The sequence below is a fragment of the Mesorhizobium sp. KACC 23794 genome, assembly GCF_052180275.1.
Taxonomy (GTDB): domain Bacteria; phylum Pseudomonadota; class Alphaproteobacteria; order Rhizobiales; family Rhizobiaceae; genus Kumtagia.
Genome location: NZ_CP197465.1, coordinates 1,931,561 through 1,951,954, shown reverse-complemented (window position 1 = coordinate 1,951,954; position 20,394 = coordinate 1,931,561). Strand labels below are relative to the sequence as shown.

Sequence of the window (20,394 nt, the reverse complement as noted above, 5' to 3'; positions counted from 1 at the left end):
CGTTAGAAGCTGGTCTGGTTTATCGAAACCGTTCCCGGCGACGTCGAGAACACCTGCATGCCCGTCACGCCGACCGGGCTCAGATTGTTGCCGTTCTGCGTGATGGTTACGGAGGTGTTGGCGGCGACCGACGTGGAGAAGGTGTTGCCGTTGCCGTTCTGAATGATCTCGCCGCTGCCACCGGGGCCTACGGTGAGTGAGTTGGCATTGCCGCTGCCGTTCTGCACGATCAGACCGCTCGCGCCACCGCCGACGGTCAGCGATGCATCGTTGCCATCGCCGATCTGCAGGACGGCGCCAAGGGAATCGGCTCCAAACGCGCTCAGCTGAGCCGAATTGCCCGACGTGCCGCCAGCCGAATTGTCCTGGAGAAGCAGCAACTGACCGCCGTTGCCTTCGATGGTCAGCGTCGCAGTGTTGCGCTGGCCTGACTGAACCCCGGACGGCGCGGTCGCCTGGTCCATGCGGGACAGGTCGCCGACATGAAGCGCGCCGTCGAGCGCGTCCTCGATCATCTGCTGCGTCGGGCCGGCGACAAGCGAGTTGTTGGCCAGCGACTGGTCTGACGATAGGTTGTTGCCAGCGAGCGCGCCGGGAGGGCTGGTCTGGATAATCTTCAGGACGTTGTTGTCGCCAGCAAAGACCGGAAAGGAACCAAAGACGAGAATGCCCGCGAGAATAGCCGTATATTTGCCCATAATGCGAACAAACTCTTTGTAGGAGGTCACCAGGACGTCTGCGAGATACTGACTATATTGTCAATTCCGGTCTGTGAAAACCCCACAACGTTATTTATTCCGTTCTGGGTGACGGCAGCCTGGTTTGCCGTGCCCGAAATCGAGGCTCCAATCCGGTTGCCGCTGCCTTCCTGCGCGAAAGCGAAGAGATTGTGGCTGCCGATGACGCTGGCGGTGATGCGGTTGTCGAATCCACTCTGGGTAATCGAACCGGGCGTCAGGCCAACCGAGAGCGCGGCTCCGGTGAAGGACGCGCCAAGCGGGCCGCCGTTGAAGTCGCCCTTGATGTCGAGAACGATCATGTTCGGCGCGCCGAGACCGTTGTGGACCTGGGGAACGGACACCGCATTGAAGCTGCCGTTGACGTCGAGCATAAGCGAATTGGACACCTCGTCCTCGTTCAGGATGACCAGTTCGTTGCTGGCCTGGGCGGGCGCGGATGCCAGGACGACGCCGGCAACAAGGACCGAACGCATTTTCATTGTGAGAGACTCCCCGTGATGCGAGATATCATCGCAAGTGAGGCTTAAAGTTCAGGCCACGGGATCGATAAAAGTTGAAGCAATGTCGCTTTCTCCAGTCGGACCGAAGAGCACGTCAGTACTGGCGTACGAACGGGACGTTGGCAGAGCCCGCTTGAGCCAACTGCGACATGTTCGTTGCGCCGGTTTGGACAACGCCGAACTGGTAGCCCTCCTGGGCGATGATGATGGAGTTGGTTATGCCGGCCTGGCCTATCCAGACCTCGTTTCCGGGAAGCTGTGCCATGGCCGACCTTGGCACCAGCGTCGCAGTGCCTGCACGACAAGCAAAAAGGCCAGAGGCCCAAATTGCTTCTCGATCATCAGTCTCTGCCCTACGGCCTTTAGTCGGTCGGCCTGCTGCGTTGCGCTTCAGCTACACTGCATCGCTCAGCCGCAATCGCAAGGGTCCATGTCAACCAACGGTTAACCTGAACAGCACCGTCAACGCATAAGCGCTATCGAGGCCACATAGTCACGTTGCCGGGCCGCCTTCGGTGTCGGGGCAGGGTCTAGCGCCTTCGCTGCACCGACGACCGCAGGCAAAGCCTCGGGAACGGACCCTTCCACCTCCGTCTCTAGCGAGCCGACTGTTTCGTCGGGCGCCGCGGGAGGCGGAGCCACTGAAGGGGGCGGCCGGGACGGAGTCGTGGGACGCGGCGCAGCCGCCGGGCGCGGCCATGCGGCTGTCGTCTCGACGACGTCCGCGGCATTGCGCGTCTTTGGTGGCGGCACGATTTCAGCCGCCGCAGTCAGCTTGGTGCCGTACTTCTCGTTGCGGTAGTCGGCGATCACCTTGCGGCTGGCCTCGCTGTCCGCGAACGACCAGACGCCAAGTTCGGCGCCTTCGATGATGATGCCCATCACCGCCTTCTCGATGGCCTGCTGCACGGCGATCTGCTTCGGCTCGTTCTGAGTGACGCCCGCCTCAGCCTCGAGGATCTTGTCCAGGGCGACATAGCGGAACGCACCGCCTTGCAGCGCGTAGGAGGCGATCATCTTGTGGACCGCCACGCTGGACAGCACCTCTCCCGTGTTTGTCGAAACGGCCCGCAATGTGACGGTAACGGTGTCCTGCTGCCATTTCACATCAGCGCCGATGCCCAGATAGCGCGCGCCGATTCCGCCCGTCATGGTGTTGGTATCGTAACCGGTGATTCCGCCCTGGAGGATAATGCCCGCGTGATCGAGCGGCGGCAGGACGCTCGCGTCGATACGCTGCTCGTTGCGGTAGAGCCGCCGCATCTCGGTGACGATCTGCCGTTCCTTCAGCAGGTCGTCGAGGCGGGCGCGGTCGAGCACCGTGAACCACCGCTTCTCGCCAGCATCCTGCAAGGCCTTGATAAGCATCGGCGCGCCGCCCTGGGTGACAGCCCGCGACATGGTCTGGACGAGTTCGCGTTCCTTGTACTGGCCGGTCAGATCAGGGAAATCGTAGACGGCGACGGTAATTCGCTTCGCCGGCGCCGGGATGGTGCGCAGGCTGTTGCTCTGCTTCGTCACAGGCGTGTAAACGGGCTGCAGAACGCCTTCGACCGGCACCGCCTGGCATCCGCCAAGCACAGACGCGAGTGCGCATATGACGGCGACTTTTGCGACTATTGTCCCAAAGCGCCGGCCTTTCGGCATGTCGCGCTTCATCGATGCCGCTGCCCGCACGTGCATTGATCCGTCCCGCGCCGGAATCAATCGAGCCCCGGGCTGAGCGACGTGCCCGACGTCAGGTCGCCGCTCAGGGTGCCGGTGTTCAATCCGCCGGACAGAGCCTTGCTCGATCCGAGGGCACCTGCGTTCTGCATGAGGGAATTCGGAGTGTTGTTGCTCGCGACCAGCAGGGGCACCACGATCTCGGTGACGCCGGTTGGGTCGGTAATGATCAGCCGAATCGAATCGATGGTCCGCTCGAACGTGACGGTCGTGTCGCCAAAAGTGACAGTGCCCGAGTCCTGCGGATTCTCACCGAAGATCGCCTCGGTAACCTGACTTGCGAGCGCCGAAAGCAGGCGGCTCTGGAGCTGGCGGACGAAGAGGTCCGCGTCAGTAGAGCCCGGATTGGCCGGATTGGTCGGATCCGTGCCTGGGCGCGGCGTGCGGGCCGTGGCCGTACGCTGGGCGTTGGCCAGGCCGAGCAGGTGAGACGAGTTCAGCGGGCTGCCGCCGAAGGAGGGATTGATCGGAGTGTAGACCATATCCTGAGCGGCCGAATCGCCCGCGGCAGTCAGTACAACGCCAGCGGCCAGAAGCACCGCGCAAGCAATCTTCATTATTCTAATCTCCTACCCACCTTCTGAACGAGAAACACCATAACGGCGCTTCTTGCAAAAACTTCCAGGTACCGTTTCCGCCACCCTGCCGGTTTTCCCCGACGGACATGCCAGGATCGCTAGTGCGTCCGCCCTCATTGCGTTCTTCACGGAAAGCGATGACGGAAGCTGCCCAGCAACGCTCCTGCGAGACGCCGATGCTGTTGAAGTTGCCGATCTGGCTGAACGATGCGTAGTTGCTGTTCCCTGCCTGGACGATCGCGACCTCGTTGCCAATTCCCGCGGTTGACCCGTCGAGCGCTTTGCCGTCGCCGTGCCGCACGCAAGCGAACTGGTTGTCGTTGGAATTCGGCGACAGCGCCGACCCGACTTGGAGCACGATGGAGTTCCCGGCTCCCATCTGAACGAGGTCGGCGATCAATGCCGGAAGGCGGCCGGACGGTTTCCCGCCCGGCCGGTCGTGGTTACTGCGAGACGGAGAGGTTGTTCGAACCTCCACCGTTCTGGGCGAATGACGTCACGTTGTTCGACCCGTTTTGCACCACGGCAGCCTGGTTTCCATCGGATGCGCCGGCGTTGCCGACCAGGCCGGTGATGGAGTTGCCGCCGCCGATCTGGGCGAAGGCGAACTGGTTCAGATTACCTACGACCTCATAGGTCAGGCTGTTGCCCGACAGCGCCGAGGACGAGTCCTGAAGCGCCCTGCCCGCCACGAGCTGACCGCCAGACGTGCTGACCAGCGATCCTGCGGCGCCGGTCAGGGTGCCACTGCCGTTCGAGTCCCCCTGAAAGGTCATGCTGACCGTATTGACACTGCCTATCTGGTCGATCAGCGCCTTATTGTCGTTGCCGTTCGCCAGCGCCACCGCGTCGTTGAAATCGCCGTTCTGGTCGACGTCGAACTGGTTGCCGTTTCCGGAGATATCCACCAGCGCGCTGTTGATGGCGCCGTTCTGGTCGAGCGTTACGCCGTTAAGGTTTCCGGTGACGGAGACCTCGCCCGCATTGATGTCCCCCTTCTGGTCGACCGCCACGTCGTTCTCGTCGCCCTCGATGTCGACGGTCGCCTCATTGGAGCCGAGTTGGTCGACGGACGCCGTGTTGCTGTCTCCATCGACGAGGATCCCTGCTTCATTGCCGAGGGAAGCGCTGGAGTCCTGGTCGAGCGAAACGACGTTGAGGTTTCCGGTGACGGACACCTCGCCCGTATTGCTGCCCGCCTGGTCGACCGCCACGTCGTTCTCGTCGCCGAGGATGTCGACGGTCCCGTAGTTGCTGCCGATCAAGCCCAGTTGGTCGAGCGAGATCGTGTTGGCGTTCCCATCGACGTAGATCTCGCCAACATTGCCGAACGAGGCGAGGCTGTCCTGGTTCAGGACCACCACATTGTCGTCACTGCTGCCGGCGGTCCGGTCGCCGATCAGGATCTCGCCGAGATTGGCAATTCCGATCTGGCTCAGCGCGAGTTCGTTGGCGTTGCCATTCGCAAACGCCAGCGCCTCATTTCCTTCGCCAATCTGGGTAATACCAAACTGGTTGCTGTCTCCGAGGATCTCAAGTTCTGCGCTGTTGCCGTCGCCCTCCTGCGATATCGCGACCTGATTGGCGTTTCCGTCCACAGTACCAGCGATCCAGTTGTCGACCCCGTCCTGGACGAGACCGAACAGGTTGTCGTCGCCACTGACGACATAGCTGATGTCATTGCCTTCGCCGGTCTGGCGAACGCGCGACTGAAGCACTCCGACAGCGAGGGCCGGCCCCGTCAGGACACCGGAGATCGCGCCATTGCCGTCGCCGGAAAAGATCAGCGTCGCAGTGTTGTCCGCCGCGCCCGTATTGACCTGGCTCAGTTCGCGAAGCTGGTTGCCGTTGCCGCCGCCCTGGCTGATGTTCGCCGTGTTGGCGCCGCCGGCTGAGAGGTTGTTGGTCTGTGTCGCCGTATAGACGAGTTGCGAGTTACCCGTCTGGATGATCGTCAGCTCGTTGCCGAAGCCGGTCTGGTGTGCGCCGCTGCCATCGTTGCGCGGGCCGCTGCTGGTGTTGCCCACACGTGAGGACTGGCCGATCTGGGTAATGGTGACGTCGTTCGCATCGTCCGTTGCGCTGCCGGTGAAGGTCTGGCGCAGGTTGGAGACGCGCGCCGACCAGCCGCCGTTCTGGGTGATCGTTGCGTTGTTGGAAGCGGTCGTCGCTGACGTGCCGCCATTCTGCTGAACCTCGAAGACAGCCTGGTTGGCGCCTGTCTGGTCGATTCGCAGATAGTTGGAGTTTCCGATCTGGTCGACGCCAAGGCCCGCTTGGTCGCCCGGCGATCCCACCCGGTTGATCTGGTTGCGCGGCGGGCTGTTGACGTTCGAGTCATGCGTCTGGTTGATGATCAGCTCGTTGTCGGAGCCGTCTTGCCGGAGCTGATCCGTCGTATAGCCGGCCCTGTTGCCAACCACCGAACCGTTCGACTGGCCCTGGACGATCGCTGCCGAGTTACCGTCGCCGACCTGGTCGATGTAGACCTCGTTGTTGCTGCCCGCCAATGCCGCGCCCATCAGAAGTCCGAGCGCCGTGGTGGTCACAAGTGTCAGCTTGAATGTCATCGTGTAACTCCTGTCATGCGGTTGAATGTTGCTCGAAGAAGTCGGCCGGGCGGTTTCCCGCCGGCCGATAGTGCTCACTGCGAGACGGAGAGGTTGTTCGAGCCACCGTTCTGGGTGAAGGACGTCACGTTGTTCGACCCGTTCTGCAACACGGCGACCTGGTTTCCATCGGACGCGCCGGCATTGCCGACCAGGCCGCTGATGAAGTTGCCGCCGCCAATCTGAGCAAAGGCGAACTTGTTCAGATTGCCCACGACCTCATAGGTCAGACTGTTTCCCGACAGCGCCAAGGATGAGTACTGCAGTGCCCTGCCCGCCACGAGGAGGCCGCCCGAGTTGCTGACCAGGGTACCCGCGGCGCCAGTCAATCCGACGAGGCCGTTCGAGTCCCCTTCGAAGCTCATGCCGATCGTATTGAAGCTGCCGCTCTGGTCGATCAGCGCCTCGTTGTAGTTTCCATCCTGGAACAGCCGCGCGGAGTTCTTCGTATCCGAGGTGAAGTCGCCCTGCAGAACGCTGAACTGGTTGTAGTCGCCGAGCTGGTCGATGACGATCTGGTTGCCGCCCGAGCCAATCATGCGCGCGGTGGAGAAGTCGTCGCCGTTCCCCACGCCGTTCTGCTTGATGTCCAGCACCGCGTAACCGCCAGGGTTCGCCACCGGACCGGGTGACGAAGGGTGAACGCCCGGATTGTTGGAGCCTTCGATGGACGCCTCGGTAATCAGGTTGCCGGTGCCGATCTGCCAGAGCTGCATGCCCTTGTTGTGCCGGTTCACGCTGCCGCTGCCGTTGTTGGAGCCCTCCTGCGTTGCGCTGTCGATGGTGTTGCCGGTGCCGGTCTGCGTAACGTCCATCGAGTTTGAGTTGCCGTCCTGGCGCAGTTCGTTGACCGTGCTGTTCTGCCCGCTGTTCCGGAACACGTTGGCGCTGTTCGAGTTGCCGTCCTGCAGCATGTCCAGGATCAGGTTGTTGCCGGAGTTCCATCCGTTGTAATTGGAGGTGAACGTGTTGCTGTCGCCGAGCTGCCGTCCGGCGTCGACGACGTTGCCGCCCATGCTTGTGGACCCGCCGCCGAGGCTCTGCAGCTCGCGGAACGAGTTGCCGTTTCCGTCCTGAAGAATGGGAGCCAGCGCGGTGCCGACCCGGTTGTTGCCCGGTCCATTGCCCTGCTGGACCTGGATCGAGTTGTTGGCCCCGTCCTGCGCCGTATACGCCTGGTTGCCGTCATTTGCCGCGGCGGCGCCCATCAGCAGGCCAAGCGCGGTGACGGTCGAGAGTGCTACCTTGAGCCTCATGGGTTGTTTCCTTCTTCGTCCGGAGTGACTTACGCTATCCGTGGAGAGGCCGGGCGGTTTCCCGCCCGGTCGATAGTGCTTACTGCGAGACGGAGAGGTTGTTCGAGCTGCCGTTCTGGGTGAACGACGTCACGTTGTTCGACCCACTTTGCAACACGGCGGCCTGGTTTCCATCGGATGCGCCGGCGTTGCCGACCAGGCCGGTGATGGAGTTGCCGCCGCCGATCTGAGCGAAGGCGAACTGGTTCAGATTACCTACGACCTCATAGGTCAGGCTGTTGCCAGACAGCGCCGAGGACGAGTCCTGAAGCGCCCTGCCCGCCACGAGGAGGCCGCCAGAGCCGGTGACCAGCGTTCCCGCGGCGCCCGTCAAGCTGCCAGAGCCGTTCGAGTCGCCCTGGAAGGAGATGGTGGCCGTATTAAAGTTGCCGATCTGGTCGGTCAGCGCCTTGTTGCCGTTGCCGGTCGCCAGCGCCACCGCGTCGTTCAATGTGCCGGACTGGACAATGTCGAGCTGGTTGCTGTCTCCCAGAATATCGACCAAGGCGGTGTTGTCGGAGCCGTCCTGGTCGAGCGACGCCGAGTTCAGGTTACCGTTGACGAACACGGTACCCCCGTTTCTGCCGTCCTGATCGACCGCCACGCCGTTCTGGTTGCCGAGGATGTCGACAAGCAGGTTGTTGCCGTAGTCGCCGCCGGTCACACCGATCTGGTCGGCGGTCACCGTGTTGGCATTTCCATCGACAAGGATTTCCGCTTCGTTGCCAAAGGTGAGGCCGCTGTCCTGGCTCAGGTCGACCACGTTGTCGTTGCTACCGCCGTTCCGGTCGCCGATCAGGACCTGGCCGATATTCGTGCCGCCTGTCTGACCCAGCGCGACCTCGTTTCCGTCACCGCTCGCCCGCGCCGTCGCCTCGTTGAAGGTGCCGTCCTGGTCGAGCGCGAAGTCATTGTCGTTCCCGTAGATCTCGATCAGCGCGCTGTTGACGGCGCCGTCCTGGTCGAGCGTCGCGGCGTTGCCGTTTCCGATGACGAACACCTCGCCCTGGTTGCTGCCGTTCTGGTCGACTGCCACTTCGTTCGCGTCGCCCTGAATGTCGACGGTCCCCTCGTTGTAGCCGACCGCGCCGATCTGATCGACGGACACCTCGTTGCTGTCTCCATCGACGAGAATCCCGGCTTCATTGCCGAACGAGGACGTGGCGTCCTGGTTCAGCACCACCAGATTGCCGTCGCTGCCGGGGGTGCGGTCGCCGACCGCGATCTCGCCGAGATTGGCGTCTCCAGTCTGGCTAACCTCGACCTCGTTGGCGTTGCCGGTCGCCCGCGCCGTCGCTTCGTTGTAATCGCCGGACTGGTCGATGCCGGACTGGTTGCTGTCTCCCAGGATGTCGAGCTGCAGGCTGTTGCCGTTGCCGGCCTGCTTGACCAGGCCCTGTGTGACCGACGAGTTGGAGGTGACGAACAGGCCGAAGCCGGCATTGCCGTTGGAGTTGCCGACCTGCAATACGTCCGCGGTGTTGCCGTCACCGACCTGCGAGCCGCCGATCGCGTTGCCGTTGCCGTCCTGGCTGATGACGGTCGCATTGCCCTGACCGTCCTGCAGCGATGTGCCGATGCGGTTGCCTTCGCCGCTCTGGCTCAGATTGGCGTCGTTGCCGCCGCCTGTCTGCGTCACGCCGCCAGCGACGGAGTCGGCGTCGCCGGTGCCGATGATGTTGCCGCCGGCGCCTTCGCTGGTCTGGGTGATGGCCACAGTGTTGGCCGCACCCGAGACATGCGTCTGTGCGATGCCCGTGACCGTCGAGAGGCCGTCGACCGGCTCGCCCGGCGCGGTCTGCTGGGTGACCGTCACGCTGTTGAGCGTCCCCGGATCGCTTCCGCTGCTCTGGTTGATCTGGTTGACGCGGTTGCCGTCGGACGTCTGGTCGATGACCAGCACGTTGCCGTTGCCGGTCTGGTCGAGCCCGCTGCCGCGGGTGCCGACCTGGTTGCGATTGCCGGCCTGTTCGACGTCAAGGCTGTTGCCCGAGCCGTTCTGGCTGGCCGCGTCCGTCGCGGTGCCGAGTTCGTTCTCGTCGCCGGCCCCCTGCACCACGATGCCGGTGTTGCCGGCGCCGGTCTGCGAGACGTTTGCGAAGTTGTCGTCGGCCCAGACCGGCGCCGAAGCCAGCGTCATCGCCGTCGCGGCCAGAAGTGCCGAGGCGAAACGCTTGGAGGAGAAGAGAGTGGTTCTCATTTTAGTTGTCCCCAATTTGAAGTTGAGAGGTAGCGATGCCGGTCGACCCCGGAAGCAGGAAGCCGGATTGGAGCGCAGGCGCAACGTCGATATGTTGAACCTTGGTGTTTGCGGTGAGTCCTAACACCGCGCGCACTGCCTGCGGCTTCAAGCCGAATCAAACGCCCTATGCTTCTGCAAATGGACGCCGGAGCAGGCGAACCTGGCTCCGACGCAACAAGACCTTTACGGCTTGGCAACCGCGGCCATATCGGCGCGCGCTTTCTCGACCAGCTCGACTCCGATCTTTTCGCTGTACTCTTTCACGACAGGCGCGACGCGCTCAGCCATGGCTGCAAGCGCTTCAGGCGTGGGTTGGGTGATCTCGAAGCCGTTCTCCTTGAGCTTCCCTTCCAACTCCGTCGCCGCCTTGCGAGAGATATCCCGCTGGAAGGCTGCCGATTCCTTTGCCGCTTCCATGACGGCTGCCTTGTCCTCATCGGACAGGCTTGCAAACCATTTCTGGCTGGCAAGAAGAACGAACGGCGTATAGACATGGCCCGTCTTGGCCAGATACTTCTGAACCTCATAAAACCTGGCAGTATAGATCAGAGCGTACGGCGTCTCCTGGGCATCGACGGCGCCACTTTCGAGGGCGCTGTACAGCTCCGGCCAGGGAAGGGGTGTCGGATTGGTTCCCAACGCCGTCCAGGTTGCAATGAACAACGGATTGGGGATCACTCGAATACTGATCCCGGCCATGTCTTCCACCGTGTTGACCGGACGAACCTTGTTGGTCATGTGGCGGAAACCGTTATCCCACCAAGCCAGCCCGACGATGCCGGTCTTTTCCTGCAGCTTGGAAAACAGCTCCTTGCCGACGTCGCCGTCCATGACGGCATCCACAGCAGCGAAGTCCTTGTAGAAGAACGGCAGGTCGTAGATCATGAACTCCGGAACGACGCCGACCAGGTTGGGCGTCGGGCCGACCATGATGTCGATGAACCCGGCCTGAACCGACGCCTGCATTTCGGGCTCGCTACCGAGCAGCCCGTTGCCAAATGTGTCGATTTTGATGCGACCACCGGTTTTCTCTTCCACCAGCTTCGCAAAATGACGCGACGCCTGTCCGACCGGATGATCTTCTGTGGGTACGTAGCCCAGGCGCGGATTCTCAGCCATGGCCGGAGCGGCAGCCAAGAGACCTCCCAGAAGTGCCGCAGTTAGAAGCAGTGCTTTCATAAATTTATCCTCCCAAGAATAGTTCACAAAGGAACCAGGATACAGGACTGTCACCAATCAGGGACAGGACCGGCAGTACGTGAATTTAGCCCTTGGCCATCGAGGCGACGGGCATGTTGCTTAGTTTGATCACCGCGGTGAGCGCTGCGCCGACGGCAACGAGACTACCCATTGCTGCAGCTGCGACGAACGCAGCTTCGGAAGTCACGGGGTCGCCGCATCCGCATTCACCACCGATGGACGAGACCAGCGACCCGCCCTCGATGAGGACGGGCCATCTGCAAGATCAATCGAGCCAGCCCGCGCCCGAGATCGGAGGCAACGGGGGGTTGGGCTGGCTGGACGTCGGCGGCCAGTTATGCGTGCCGGTCGGGAAGGGATTGATGGCAATCCGCGTGTCGTTCCCCGGGCAATAGTTCGCTGCCGAATGCCAGCGGCCGGCCGGGACATAGACGATATCGCCAGCTTCCGAGACGAAGCCGTCCAAGCCTTCGAGATTGTATTGGATCTGACCTTCCATGATGAACCAGAATTCACCATAGTTGATGTGCCTGTGTCCGAGCGCCGTGGGGGACTGCATATTGCAGTTGGGCGCGCTACCGCGGATCGAATTCACAAACAGGCTGGGAGCGACCACGAACTGGAACGCACCGGGCTGAGCGATGAAATTCCTGGTAGTCACGTTGGTCGTCACCCCAGGGGGGTTAAGGGCTTCCGCACCCGGATCCTGCCGCGTCAGCGCCCAAGTCATCCCCGGCTGCGGCTTCGGCAAGCTTGCCGCCAACTGCGGGTAAGTGATCTTGGCGTCCGCGGTGAAAACCTCGAAGTGCAGGGACGGCACCGCGCCGACGTTCTTCATCTGGAACTGCGTGCGCGCGGGCACCTGGACCATGGAGCTCTTGGTGGCGATAAACGGCGCCTGGCTCCCGATCGTGAACTCGACTTCACCCTCCCACACGATGAAGCCCGCGCGGGTGTCCGATATGAACATGGCCGGCGACTGGTCACCGACCGCCAACTGCACCCATGAAGCCTGCAGGTGCTGGTCGCTGACGACCTTCTGGTGCCACGTCTTGGACTGATTGGCGGGCGATATCTTGGCGCGCACTTCCGCTATCGTCGTGCGCGGCTTGTTCGGCGCCTTGTATGGCGCCAGCGCCACCGGCTTCGGCGTCCAGGTGAATACGGTCTGCGCGAGAGCGCCGGTAGAAGCTACCCCCCCGATCGCCAGCGCGGCCATCATGGCCAGTCCGCTTTTCCACAACTTCATCTCAGTCTCCTCCGCTGTATTTTTGATAGATTTTGACATCGTGCCCCCACCCCAAAACCCAAACCTCCAACTGGGGGATGTCCATAATATGGACAAGACGTCCAACTACTTATGATGGCCAGACTATTAACAGATTGTCAACGCTTCTTCGCCGTGCTTCCAGGCCATTGGTCATATGCCGGCCACTTGGGTTAATGTTGGGGCCGCTGCCGCCGCTGGCGGTGTTCGAGGCCCGGCGACCGATCGGATGCCGCCTAGGGTACGGGTGTGAGCGCAGCTCCGCTCCGGAACCAGGCGATCACGTTCTGGGCCACCAGATCCGCCATTGCGGTGCGCGTGCCGACCGACGCCGAACCGATGTGCGGCAGGATCGTCAGGTTATCGAGCGCCAGCAGGTCATCGGAGACGTTGGGCTCATCCGCGAGCACATCGAGGCCGGCGGCGGCAATGGTTCCCGTGCGCAGGGCGCTGATCAGGGCATCCTCGTCCACGACGGTTCCGCGGCCGACATTGATGAATACGCCGTCAGGCCCGAGCGCGGACAACACCTCGGCGTTCACACTCCTAGCAGTCGACGGGTCGCCGGGAACGATGGAGATCAGGACGTCGACGGCAGTGGCGAGTCCAACCAATGAAGGAAAGTAGTCGTACGCGACTCCGTCCGCCGGGCGCCGGCTGTGATAGGCAATGGAAAGCCCGAATGCTTCAATTCGACGGGCGATGCAGCGGCCGATTCGCCCCATCCCGTAGATGCCGACCTTGCGGTTACGAAGCGTCAGGCGGCTGAGGGGATAATCCGATGATTTCCACCGGCCCTCGCGAACAAAGGCTGCGGCCTTGGGTATCTCGCGCACGACACTGATAAGGAGCCCCAACGTAAGGTCGGCGACCTCTTCGTTCAGGACATCAGGGGTGTTCGTGACGACGATGTTCCTGGTGCGTGCGTAGGCAGCGTCCACCGCGTCGTAGCCGACGCCGTAGCTGGCGATGATCTCGAGGTTGGGAAGGGCGTCGATGAACTGCCGATCGATCCTGGCGCGACAGGCCACGCCACGGATTGCAGCCCGCTCTACCTCGGACAGATGCGCCTGAACGTCACCGTCAGGCGTTTCGACAAGGTTGAAATGCGTTCTGAGCGTGCACCGGGCATGCTCATGCATCCAGCCTGGGATCAACACGGTGGCAGCGGGTTTTGACAACGGTCTTCCTTCCGATTCGGGTGTTGCTTCCGGTACGAACGGCCGCAGATGAATGTCTTTTCGTTGCGCGGGACGCTTGTGGACCGAGCTCTGACGGCGCGCCGAAGTTTGACGCCGGCTCTCGCCCCGCTTGCAGGCGTCGCACGAAGGATCCTGTGTCGGATCGTCTTTTGCCGTTGAAGAAATCTCCTCTCCTTGTTGCGAGTTCGCAGCCCCTGCTGCGCGCCGGCCAGACCGGCATGCCGGCGGTCCTAAACCGTCTCCTCCAAGACCGTCATTCACGTGACCATAATGTGGCCATTTTGCCCACAAGTCGGGTAAAGCTGTGCAGCCTCTTTGTCAAGATGGCGGTCTCGCCGCAACCGTGAGGCCACGGCAATTCAATTCATGAGTTGATGACCGCTCGGATTGCAGCCTTTGGGTTGGCGGCGAAAGCCTCGCGAGCGGGTTTGGTTTTGAGGTTGCGTTTTCGGATGAGGGAGAGCGAAGCGTCGCGCAGATGCGCGAGGGCTGCGGGGGGCGTTGCCGGATCGGACGCCGCAGGCGTCCTCGGCGAGGTTCCGTCGCGGACACGGAAGAGCCTGTTCTCGATCTGCCAATGGGCGCGGGCGAGGTCGAGCAAGGCTTCGGCGTCCATGGCCTCGGGTGCAATGGAGGTTATGGCGTAGACGACCTGCCGCGCAGCCGCCTGCCGTCGATGGCGACATGACCGAGCGGTCCCTCGGCCAGCACAAGCCCGCCCAGCGCCCGCTCCAGGTCCGCCGCCGAGATCGATTGGAAAATATAGTGATAGGTCGAATGGCAGGGCGTGCGTCCGCGATCGATCCCAGCATCTCAAGCGCTTTCGGCGTCAAACGCTTGCCCCACCGGCAAATCGACAGAAGGTCGTTGGCGCCAGACAGCATCGCTGCAAACGACAGCCCAACTATCGACGCCAAAGGATAACGCCAGCCCTTGCGTGTTCGACGGTCGGGAAGCGCCTCAAGCGTTGACCACAACGTTCCCATCCGCATCCCCCAAATCAGAGAATGCTTCAAAACCCGCTTCCTCTCCAGTCCGCTATGCGGTGAATTGAATCACCCTGGCCGTGAGGCGGAGCTTGACAAGCGAAGAGTTCCGCCTACACATGTATGGGCAGGGTGTCCATATAATGGTCAGATGTGTCGGTAGTCCTGCTTTGTATGTGCCGGCTAACGATGCATGCCGAATGCCAGACGGTGGCTGCAGCAATGCAGATGGGCGGAATATCAAGGAGAGTGGCAGCGTGCATACTATAAACTATCTAACAAACATCAGCTTCGGTCTTGGGGCGTCCGAGTTATTGGAAGAAATTTTGCGCGACCTCGGCGTGTCGCGCCCTCTGGTGATCAGCGATCACGGCATCAAGTCTGCCGGTTTGCTTGAGCGCGCGTGTTTCGCGTTCCTGAAAACGGCGCCGGTCTTCCTGGACGTTCCCACCAACCCGACCGAGAGCGCAGTCGCTGTTGGCCTCGAGCTATACAGGCAAGGCGGCTGCGATGGGGTCGTGGCGATCGGTGGGGGCTCTCCGATCGACCTGGCCAAAGGCGTGGCGCTGCTCGCCACGCATGATGGCGAACTTGAGCGTTACGCGGCGATCCTGGGTGGCGTGGCACGCATCACGAGCGCGGTGGCGCCGCTGGTAGCCATTCCGACCACGGCTGGCACGGGGTCCGAAGTTGGGCGCGCGGCACTGATCACGCTGGATGACGGCCGAAAGCTCGGCGTCATCAGCCCGTTCCTGATCCCGCGCAGGGCGGTCTGCGACCCGGCATTGACGATGGGGCTTCCTCCGGGTCTGACGGCCTCGACAGGTCTCGACGCACTGTCGCACTGTATCGAAACGTACCTGTCCCCTCGCTTCAACCCGCCCGCCGAGGCAATCGCCACGGACGGCTTCAAGCGCATCTGGAAGGCTTTGCCTGTTGCGTACGCAGATGGTGCGAACGCCGAGGCGCGGACCGAGCTCATGATGGGCGCCCTGGAAGGCGGTATGACGTTCCAGAAGGGTCTCGGAGCCGTCCATGCGCTGAGCCATGCGCTGGGCGGTCTCAAGGAGGCGAAGCTTCATCATGGAACGCTCAACGCCATCCTGATGCCGACCGTCCTTCGATGGAACGTGGACGTTGAAGCAGTCGCCAAGAAGGTCAGCCACCTCGAAAGCCTGGCGGGACTTGAAGGAACAACCCTCGCAGACGCACTGGACGAGTTGAACAGTCGATTGGGCATTACACCCAGATTGTCCGAACTGGGGGTGCCCCGCCACGTCATCGATTGGGTGTGTGAGCGAGCCCTTGCAGACCACAGTCACCCCACCAATCCACGTCCCCTGACCAAGGAAGACTATGCCGCGATCCTCGAGGCCGTTTTCTGAGCTGAGAACGCTCGCAGACAAGGATCGAGGAGTTGATTCCGTGAGACCTATTGTAATCGTGACGGGCGCGAGCCACGGCATCGGCGCCGCAACGGCTCGGCTGTTCGCCGCCGAAGGCTATGATGTTTGCATAAACTATCTTTCGGACACCGCCGCAGCGTCCGAAGTAGTCGAGGCCTGCAAGACCGCTGGCGCCCGTGCCATCGCCGTGCAGGGAGACGTGGGCAAGAGGGAGGATATCCAGGCGCTGTTCAGCGCCTGCGACGATGAACTTGGGCGAGTGACCTGCCTGGTCAACAATGCCGGGATCATTGGGAAAGCCGGCAGGATAGAGGAGTTGCAGCCTGCGGTGCTGGAGACCGCCTTCAGGATAAACGTCTTCGGCGTCATGTACTGTATCCAGGAGGCCGCAAAACGCATGTCCACCCGCAGGGGCGGCCAGGGCGGGACGATCGTGAACATGTCGTCGCTGGCCGCCTTCCTCGGCAGCCCCAACGAATATGTCCACTACGCCGCCACCAAAGGGGCAGTGGAATCCATCACCTTCGGCGCGGGCAAGGAGCTGGCACCCGAGGGCATCCGCGTCAATGCCATCCGTGTCGGGACCACCAACACGCGGATACACACGCAAGGCGGAAATCCGGAGCGCCCAGCCAGGATTGCCGCGGCAACGCCCATGGGGCGCATCGCGGAGCCCGAGGACATCGCGCGCGCTGCCCTGATGCTCGCGTCTCCCGGCTCCGGGTTCATGACAGGCACCCTGATCACGGTGTCCGGGGGGCTTTGAGGCCCCGCGGCCGGCCGCCGGCACCGCAGGAGCATTCATTCCAGCTCAATCGCCGCGCGACGCCAGCCAAGCACTCTGTAGGGGGCCTCGTCCGCGTTCGATACAAGCATCAATGCCTCGAACGATTCGCTGTAGCCCGACTGCAGTGTCGTCCTGAGATCGACGCGCCAGCTCGGTGCCTGCGCCGGCGTGTTGAAGGTCACCCCCGCCAACGACTGGTCGAGTTGCTCGCGCGACAGACGGCCAGCGTGGAAATCCCCGATCGCCTTTCGCACCGACGGCGGCAGGCCGGGAATGTCGCCCAGCAGTGCATCATCGAGCGCTTCCAGGCGAACGCCGGCCAAGCCGGAGGAGACGGTGACATAGGGTTCGATGGCGATGGCCATGTCAGGCGTTATCCCCGGGAAGGCGGCGAGTTCGGAGACCGTCTGAAACAGCTTCGTGTCGTTTCCAGCCTGATGCGGTTCGGAACCGGCCGGCTCTCCGTTCAGCGGATTCGGCCCGGAGCGGTGGCCGATGATCTTTGTCGCCAGATCGTCCGCAGTTGCGGGAGCGGCGCCGGCGGCTCGCAACGCGCCAACGATCAGCGGCCGCTCGGCGGTGTTGAGATCGATCCGCAAGGCTTCATTTGTCGCAGAGACGGAAGCGACCCCGGCCGGCAGGGTGATCGTGGACGATATCTGATCGCTCAGCGTGCCAACACCGTCCGGCGGGCCTGCGCGAATCTCGGCAGCGGCCTGCGACAGTCCGGCTTCAGCCAGAATGCGCGCCGACGCCTTGTCTTCCGTGACGCGCACGCTGGCCACCACCCCGGTCATCTGCATACGAAGGATGACGGCAAGGAACCCCAGGAAAATCAGAATCCACAGCACGCTGACAAGGATTGCACCCCGCCGGTTCGTTCCCGAGTTCATGCCCACCGCCGCAAGACCCATTTCGGCCCCATGCTTCGCCATGAAAGGTGAGGCCACCATCCCGGCGTAATCAAGACTTTGCCTTCCGCGGCTTGAGCAATGTGATCACCATGCGGCGGGCAGCCACGCCCAGACGACGACCAGTGCTGGCGCGAGAAACGTTCCAAACGGAACTCGCGCCGCGCCTCGGAGCGGGCGGCGCAGGCGAACCGCGCGGATGACGCTGAAGATGAGCGCCGCGACCGAAGCAAGCATGATCTGGGCGCCGACGCCGGCCAGCCCGACCAAGGCGGCGGATACACCGATCAGCTTGATGTCGCCGAAGCCGATGCCGTCGCGGCCACGCAGCCTCCCGTACGCTACGTCGAACAGACACAGCAGAAGCATTAGCGCGCCCCCGGGCACGATGCGCCAGACCAGCGCGGCGAAATCGCCCGACTGGAACCACCAGTCGGCGAGTGCGACGACCAAGATTCCAGCAGTGTAGCGGTCAGGAATGAGCAAAGACGCAAGATCGTGGACCGCGATTGCCGCTGCCAGAAAGCATAGTGCAAGCGTCGACGCGACGAAGAATGCGGGGCTTCCGATGACAGCGGGCACGGTACCGACGGCGAGCGTGAATGCCACGGCGGCGGTAGACCGCCGCCGCGCCCTCAGAAGCTTCATTCGATTACCGTCTTGGCCGGCCGCCGCAGCGGCACGTTCCTGGAAGGCTCGTTCATCAGCCGCAATTGCGACCGCATCTGCTCGGCCACATGCTGCGCATCCATGCTGTCGCGGATGACCTGCGGACGGATCAGGATGATGAGTTCGGTGCGCGTCGCGGAATTCTGGTTGGACCGGAACGCCTCGCCTATCACCGGAAGGTCGCTGAGAATCGGCACGCCGTCGCGGCCGCGCTGCTGGCGTTCGGCGATCAGTCCGCCGAGCATCACGGTCTGGCCGCTGGCGACCGATACGGTCGAGCTGACCTTTCGTTGCGATATGGTCGGCGTCAGGGACTGGGCCTGGCTGCGCTGGACCGAGCTGATCTCCTGTTCGATGACGAGGCTGATCGTGCCGTTTCCGGTGATCCGGGGCAGAACCTTCAGGATCACGCCGGTATTTCGAAACTCGACGTTGTTGACGATCGGCGCTTCCGGATCGGTGATGGACTGCGCGGTGCGGGTGACGATCGGAATCTCGTCACCGACCTGCAGCAAGGCGGGCTTGTTGTCGAGCACCACAACCGAGGGCGTGGAAAGCACCTTGACCTCGGTAACGCCGCGCAGCGCATCGATGACGACGCGCGGCTCGGTGTCCGAACCGAGGAGGAGGTTGAACCCCGGAATGGTTCTGGACAGCACAGCCTTGCCTGCTTCCGTGAATAAGCCCACCGAGCCTTTGTTGTCGCCCAAACCAAGATCCTTGGAGTTCAGGAAGAACTGCACGCCGTAGCGCAACTCGTTGGTCAGGGTGACCTCGGCGATCGTCGCCTCGATGGCAACCTGCTCCTGTGGGCGGTCGAGCGCGGCGAGGGCCTGTTCGATGAGCCGCTGCTGGTCCGGCCGCGCGAAGATGAGAATGGTGTTGTTTTCCGGGTTCGCGGTGATGCGCACGCCGCCTTGCGACCCGCCGCCGGCAGCGCTCGGAAAAGGCTGGTCGGTGTTTCCACCGGGGGTCGGCAGGCTATCCGCCATGCGCTGATCTGGCGTCGCATTGGCCAACTGCGAGCCATCTGCGCTCTGATTCTGGCCGTCGGCCTGCGAGCCGGGCGGAAACTGCGAGGCCGGGTCTTCCGATGCCGGCGATGCCGAGGCGCCGTTGAACATCTCGTTGACCATCGACGCAAGGCGCCGTGCCTGCAGGTGCTGGACCTTGTACACCCGCAAATTGGAGGCAGCCGCGTCCATCCTGTCGAGCCGCTCGATCCAGCTTGCGGCGCGCTGCAACTGGTTGCGCGTCTTCGCCACCACCAGAATCGCATTGCTGCGCTCGATCAGCTGGACCCTGATCGTGTTGCGCCCGCGACCGCCCTCCCCGATGTCGAGCACACGGGTCAGTTCGGGCATCATGGCGGCCGCGCTGGAATTGTTGACGGGGAAAATACCGACCGACTGTTCCGCCAGCCAATCCTGGTCAAATGAGCGCGCTGCTTCGATCGCCGCGGTCCGCTCCGCCGCCGTCCCCTGGAAGATCAGCGCGTTGCGGCTGGGATCCTCGCGCACCATGCCGGGACGGGCGACGAAGTTTTCGAGCAGCGGCAGGATCGTGCTGGCGGAAACGTTTTTCAGGGGAAACACCGTGACGGCGTAGCCGGGTTGGATGGTCGTGCCCCGATCGAGTTCGGCGGTTCCCATCGCATCGGCCGCGGGCATCAACCGAAGTCGGTCGCTTTCGCGCACCATGGCCACGCCGTTACTGCGCAGCGCGGACTCGAACATGGTGAGGATTTCCGCGGCCGGCGTAGGCCTCGACGTCGTGATCGAAACCCTGCCCGCGACCCTGGGATCGATGGAATAGCTTATGCCAAGCACTTCGCCGAGAACGGTCCGCGCGGCAACCTTGATCTCGGCTTCCTCGAGATTGACCTCGAACTCTTCGCCGCTCAGCCGCTCGAGCGACTGGCGCTCGCCGGCAGTCAGCTGCTGTCCGTAGCCGTAATATACTTCACCCTGCCGGTTGTTCTGCGTGCGGCCGAAGCCGAGCTTCGACAGAAAGCCGCCGCCGGAAGACTTGCGCGCACTCAAATCAGCGTTCGTGACCTTGTCCAGCGGATCCGGCCGCGCGGCAACGTCTTCAAGATAATCACCAGCGGAGGTACATGCGGCTAATACCATCATGGCGCAGGCCGCCGAGCTTCTGCGAACCCACACGGCATAGGCATTTGGAGCGCCGCCCTGCCGACCTACCCTCACCTACACACTCCACCCGGGCTTGCATCCGGCACCCTATGCCCGGAAAAGCACCGTCCTATTAAGCGCC

General features: G+C 62.7%; 18 protein-coding genes and 1 pseudogene. 2 read left to right on the top strand and 17 right to left on the bottom strand.

Annotated features, from left to right (window positions below; all coding sequences use genetic code 11):
• Positions 1-2: 2 nt before the first annotated feature.
• The 14 genes and pseudogenes from ACSBOB_RS09625 to ACSBOB_RS09560 all read right to left on the bottom strand — a co-directional run.
• A complete protein-coding gene (locus ACSBOB_RS09625) occupies positions 3-698 on the bottom strand; it encodes a hypothetical protein (protein ID WP_442582188.1) in 696 nt (231 codons plus the stop codon).
• Between the two features lie 26 nt (positions 699-724).
• The gene (locus ACSBOB_RS09620) at positions 725-1,219 is read right to left on the bottom strand and encodes a hypothetical protein (RefSeq protein WP_442582187.1); all 495 of its coding nucleotides are present in this window, start codon (positions 1,217-1,219) and stop codon (positions 725-727) included.
• A gap of 115 nt (positions 1,220-1,334) precedes the next feature.
• Complete coding sequence (locus ACSBOB_RS09615) at positions 1,335-1,505, bottom strand: hypothetical protein (protein ID WP_442582186.1); 171 nt, start codon at positions 1,503-1,505, stop codon at positions 1,335-1,337.
• Positions 1,506-1,702: 197 nt separating this feature from the next.
• Complete coding sequence (locus tag ACSBOB_RS09610) at positions 1,703-2,800, bottom strand: CsgG/HfaB family protein (protein WP_442582185.1); 1,098 nt, start codon at positions 2,798-2,800, stop codon at positions 1,703-1,705.
• Positions 2,801-2,943: 143 nt separating this feature from the next.
• On the bottom strand, positions 2,944-3,522 hold the full coding sequence (locus ACSBOB_RS09605; RefSeq protein ID WP_442582184.1) for a curli assembly protein CsgF: 579 nt from the start codon (positions 3,520-3,522) through the stop codon (positions 2,944-2,946).
• Between the two features lie 4 nt (positions 3,523-3,526).
• Positions 3,527-3,943, bottom strand: a complete 417-nt coding sequence (locus tag ACSBOB_RS09600) for a curlin repeat-containing protein (RefSeq protein WP_442582183.1) — start codon at positions 3,941-3,943, stop codon at positions 3,527-3,529.
• Positions 3,944-3,986: 43 nt separating this feature from the next.
• Positions 3,987-6,113, bottom strand: a complete 2,127-nt coding sequence (locus ACSBOB_RS09595; RefSeq protein ID WP_442582182.1) for a beta strand repeat-containing protein — start codon at positions 6,111-6,113, stop codon at positions 3,987-3,989.
• 74 nt (positions 6,114-6,187) lie between these two features.
• On the bottom strand, positions 6,188-7,408 hold the full coding sequence (locus tag ACSBOB_RS09590; RefSeq protein WP_442582181.1) for a hypothetical protein: 1,221 nt from the start codon (positions 7,406-7,408) through the stop codon (positions 6,188-6,190).
• 79 nt (positions 7,409-7,487) lie between these two features.
• The gene (locus ACSBOB_RS09585) at positions 7,488-9,647 is read right to left on the bottom strand and encodes a beta strand repeat-containing protein (protein ID WP_442582180.1); all 2,160 of its coding nucleotides are present in this window, start codon (positions 9,645-9,647) and stop codon (positions 7,488-7,490) included.
• A 225-nt stretch (positions 9,648-9,872) separates the two neighbouring features.
• Positions 9,873-10,868 carry a TRAP transporter substrate-binding protein gene (locus ACSBOB_RS09580; RefSeq protein ID WP_442582179.1) on the bottom strand — a complete coding sequence of 332 codons (996 nt, stop codon included), beginning with the start codon at positions 10,866-10,868 and terminating at the stop codon, positions 9,873-9,875.
• A gap of 286 nt (positions 10,869-11,154) precedes the next feature.
• Positions 11,155-12,138: a cupin domain-containing protein gene (locus tag ACSBOB_RS09575; RefSeq protein WP_442582178.1), complete on the bottom strand. Its 984-nt coding sequence runs from the start codon at positions 12,136-12,138 to the stop codon at positions 11,155-11,157.
• 254 nt (positions 12,139-12,392) lie between these two features.
• Complete coding sequence (locus ACSBOB_RS09570; protein WP_442582177.1) at positions 12,393-13,337, bottom strand: 2-hydroxyacid dehydrogenase; 945 nt, start codon at positions 13,335-13,337, stop codon at positions 12,393-12,395.
• Between the two features lie 385 nt (positions 13,338-13,722).
• Entirely contained in the window at positions 13,723-13,974 is a 252-nt protein-coding gene (locus tag ACSBOB_RS09565) for a hypothetical protein (protein WP_442583956.1), read from the bottom strand.
• Positions 13,975-14,224: 250 nt separating this feature from the next.
• Positions 14,225-14,344 (bottom strand): annotated as a pseudogene (locus ACSBOB_RS09560) (hypothetical protein); the annotation flags it as partial.
• Positions 14,345-14,601: 257 nt separating this feature from the next.
• Here ACSBOB_RS09560 and ACSBOB_RS09555 point away from each other — a divergent pair.
• Complete coding sequence (locus ACSBOB_RS09555) at positions 14,602-15,729, top strand: iron-containing alcohol dehydrogenase (RefSeq protein ID WP_442582176.1); 1,128 nt, start codon at positions 14,602-14,604, stop codon at positions 15,727-15,729.
• Between the two features lie 40 nt (positions 15,730-15,769).
• Complete coding sequence (locus ACSBOB_RS09550; protein ID WP_442582175.1) at positions 15,770-16,516, top strand: SDR family oxidoreductase; 747 nt, start codon at positions 15,770-15,772, stop codon at positions 16,514-16,516.
• Between the two features lie 35 nt (positions 16,517-16,551).
• Here ACSBOB_RS09550 and ACSBOB_RS09545 read toward each other — a convergent pair whose 3' ends face one another.
• The 3 genes from ACSBOB_RS09545 to gspD all read right to left on the bottom strand — a co-directional run bounded on the left by ACSBOB_RS09545 (position 16,552) and on the right by gspD (position 20,327).
• Positions 16,552-17,430, bottom strand: coding sequence for a hypothetical protein (locus tag ACSBOB_RS09545; RefSeq protein WP_442582174.1), 879 nt, complete (start codon positions 17,428-17,430; stop codon positions 16,552-16,554).
• 105 nt (positions 17,431-17,535) lie between these two features.
• The gene (locus ACSBOB_RS09540; RefSeq protein WP_442582173.1) at positions 17,536-18,057 is read right to left on the bottom strand and encodes a prepilin peptidase; all 522 of its coding nucleotides are present in this window, start codon (positions 18,055-18,057) and stop codon (positions 17,536-17,538) included.
• A 35-nt stretch (positions 18,058-18,092) separates the two neighbouring features.
• A complete protein-coding gene (gspD, locus tag ACSBOB_RS09535; protein ID WP_442582172.1) occupies positions 18,093-20,327 on the bottom strand; it encodes a type II secretion system secretin GspD in 2,235 nt (744 codons plus the stop codon).
• Between the last annotated feature and the right edge of the window lie 67 nt (positions 20,328-20,394).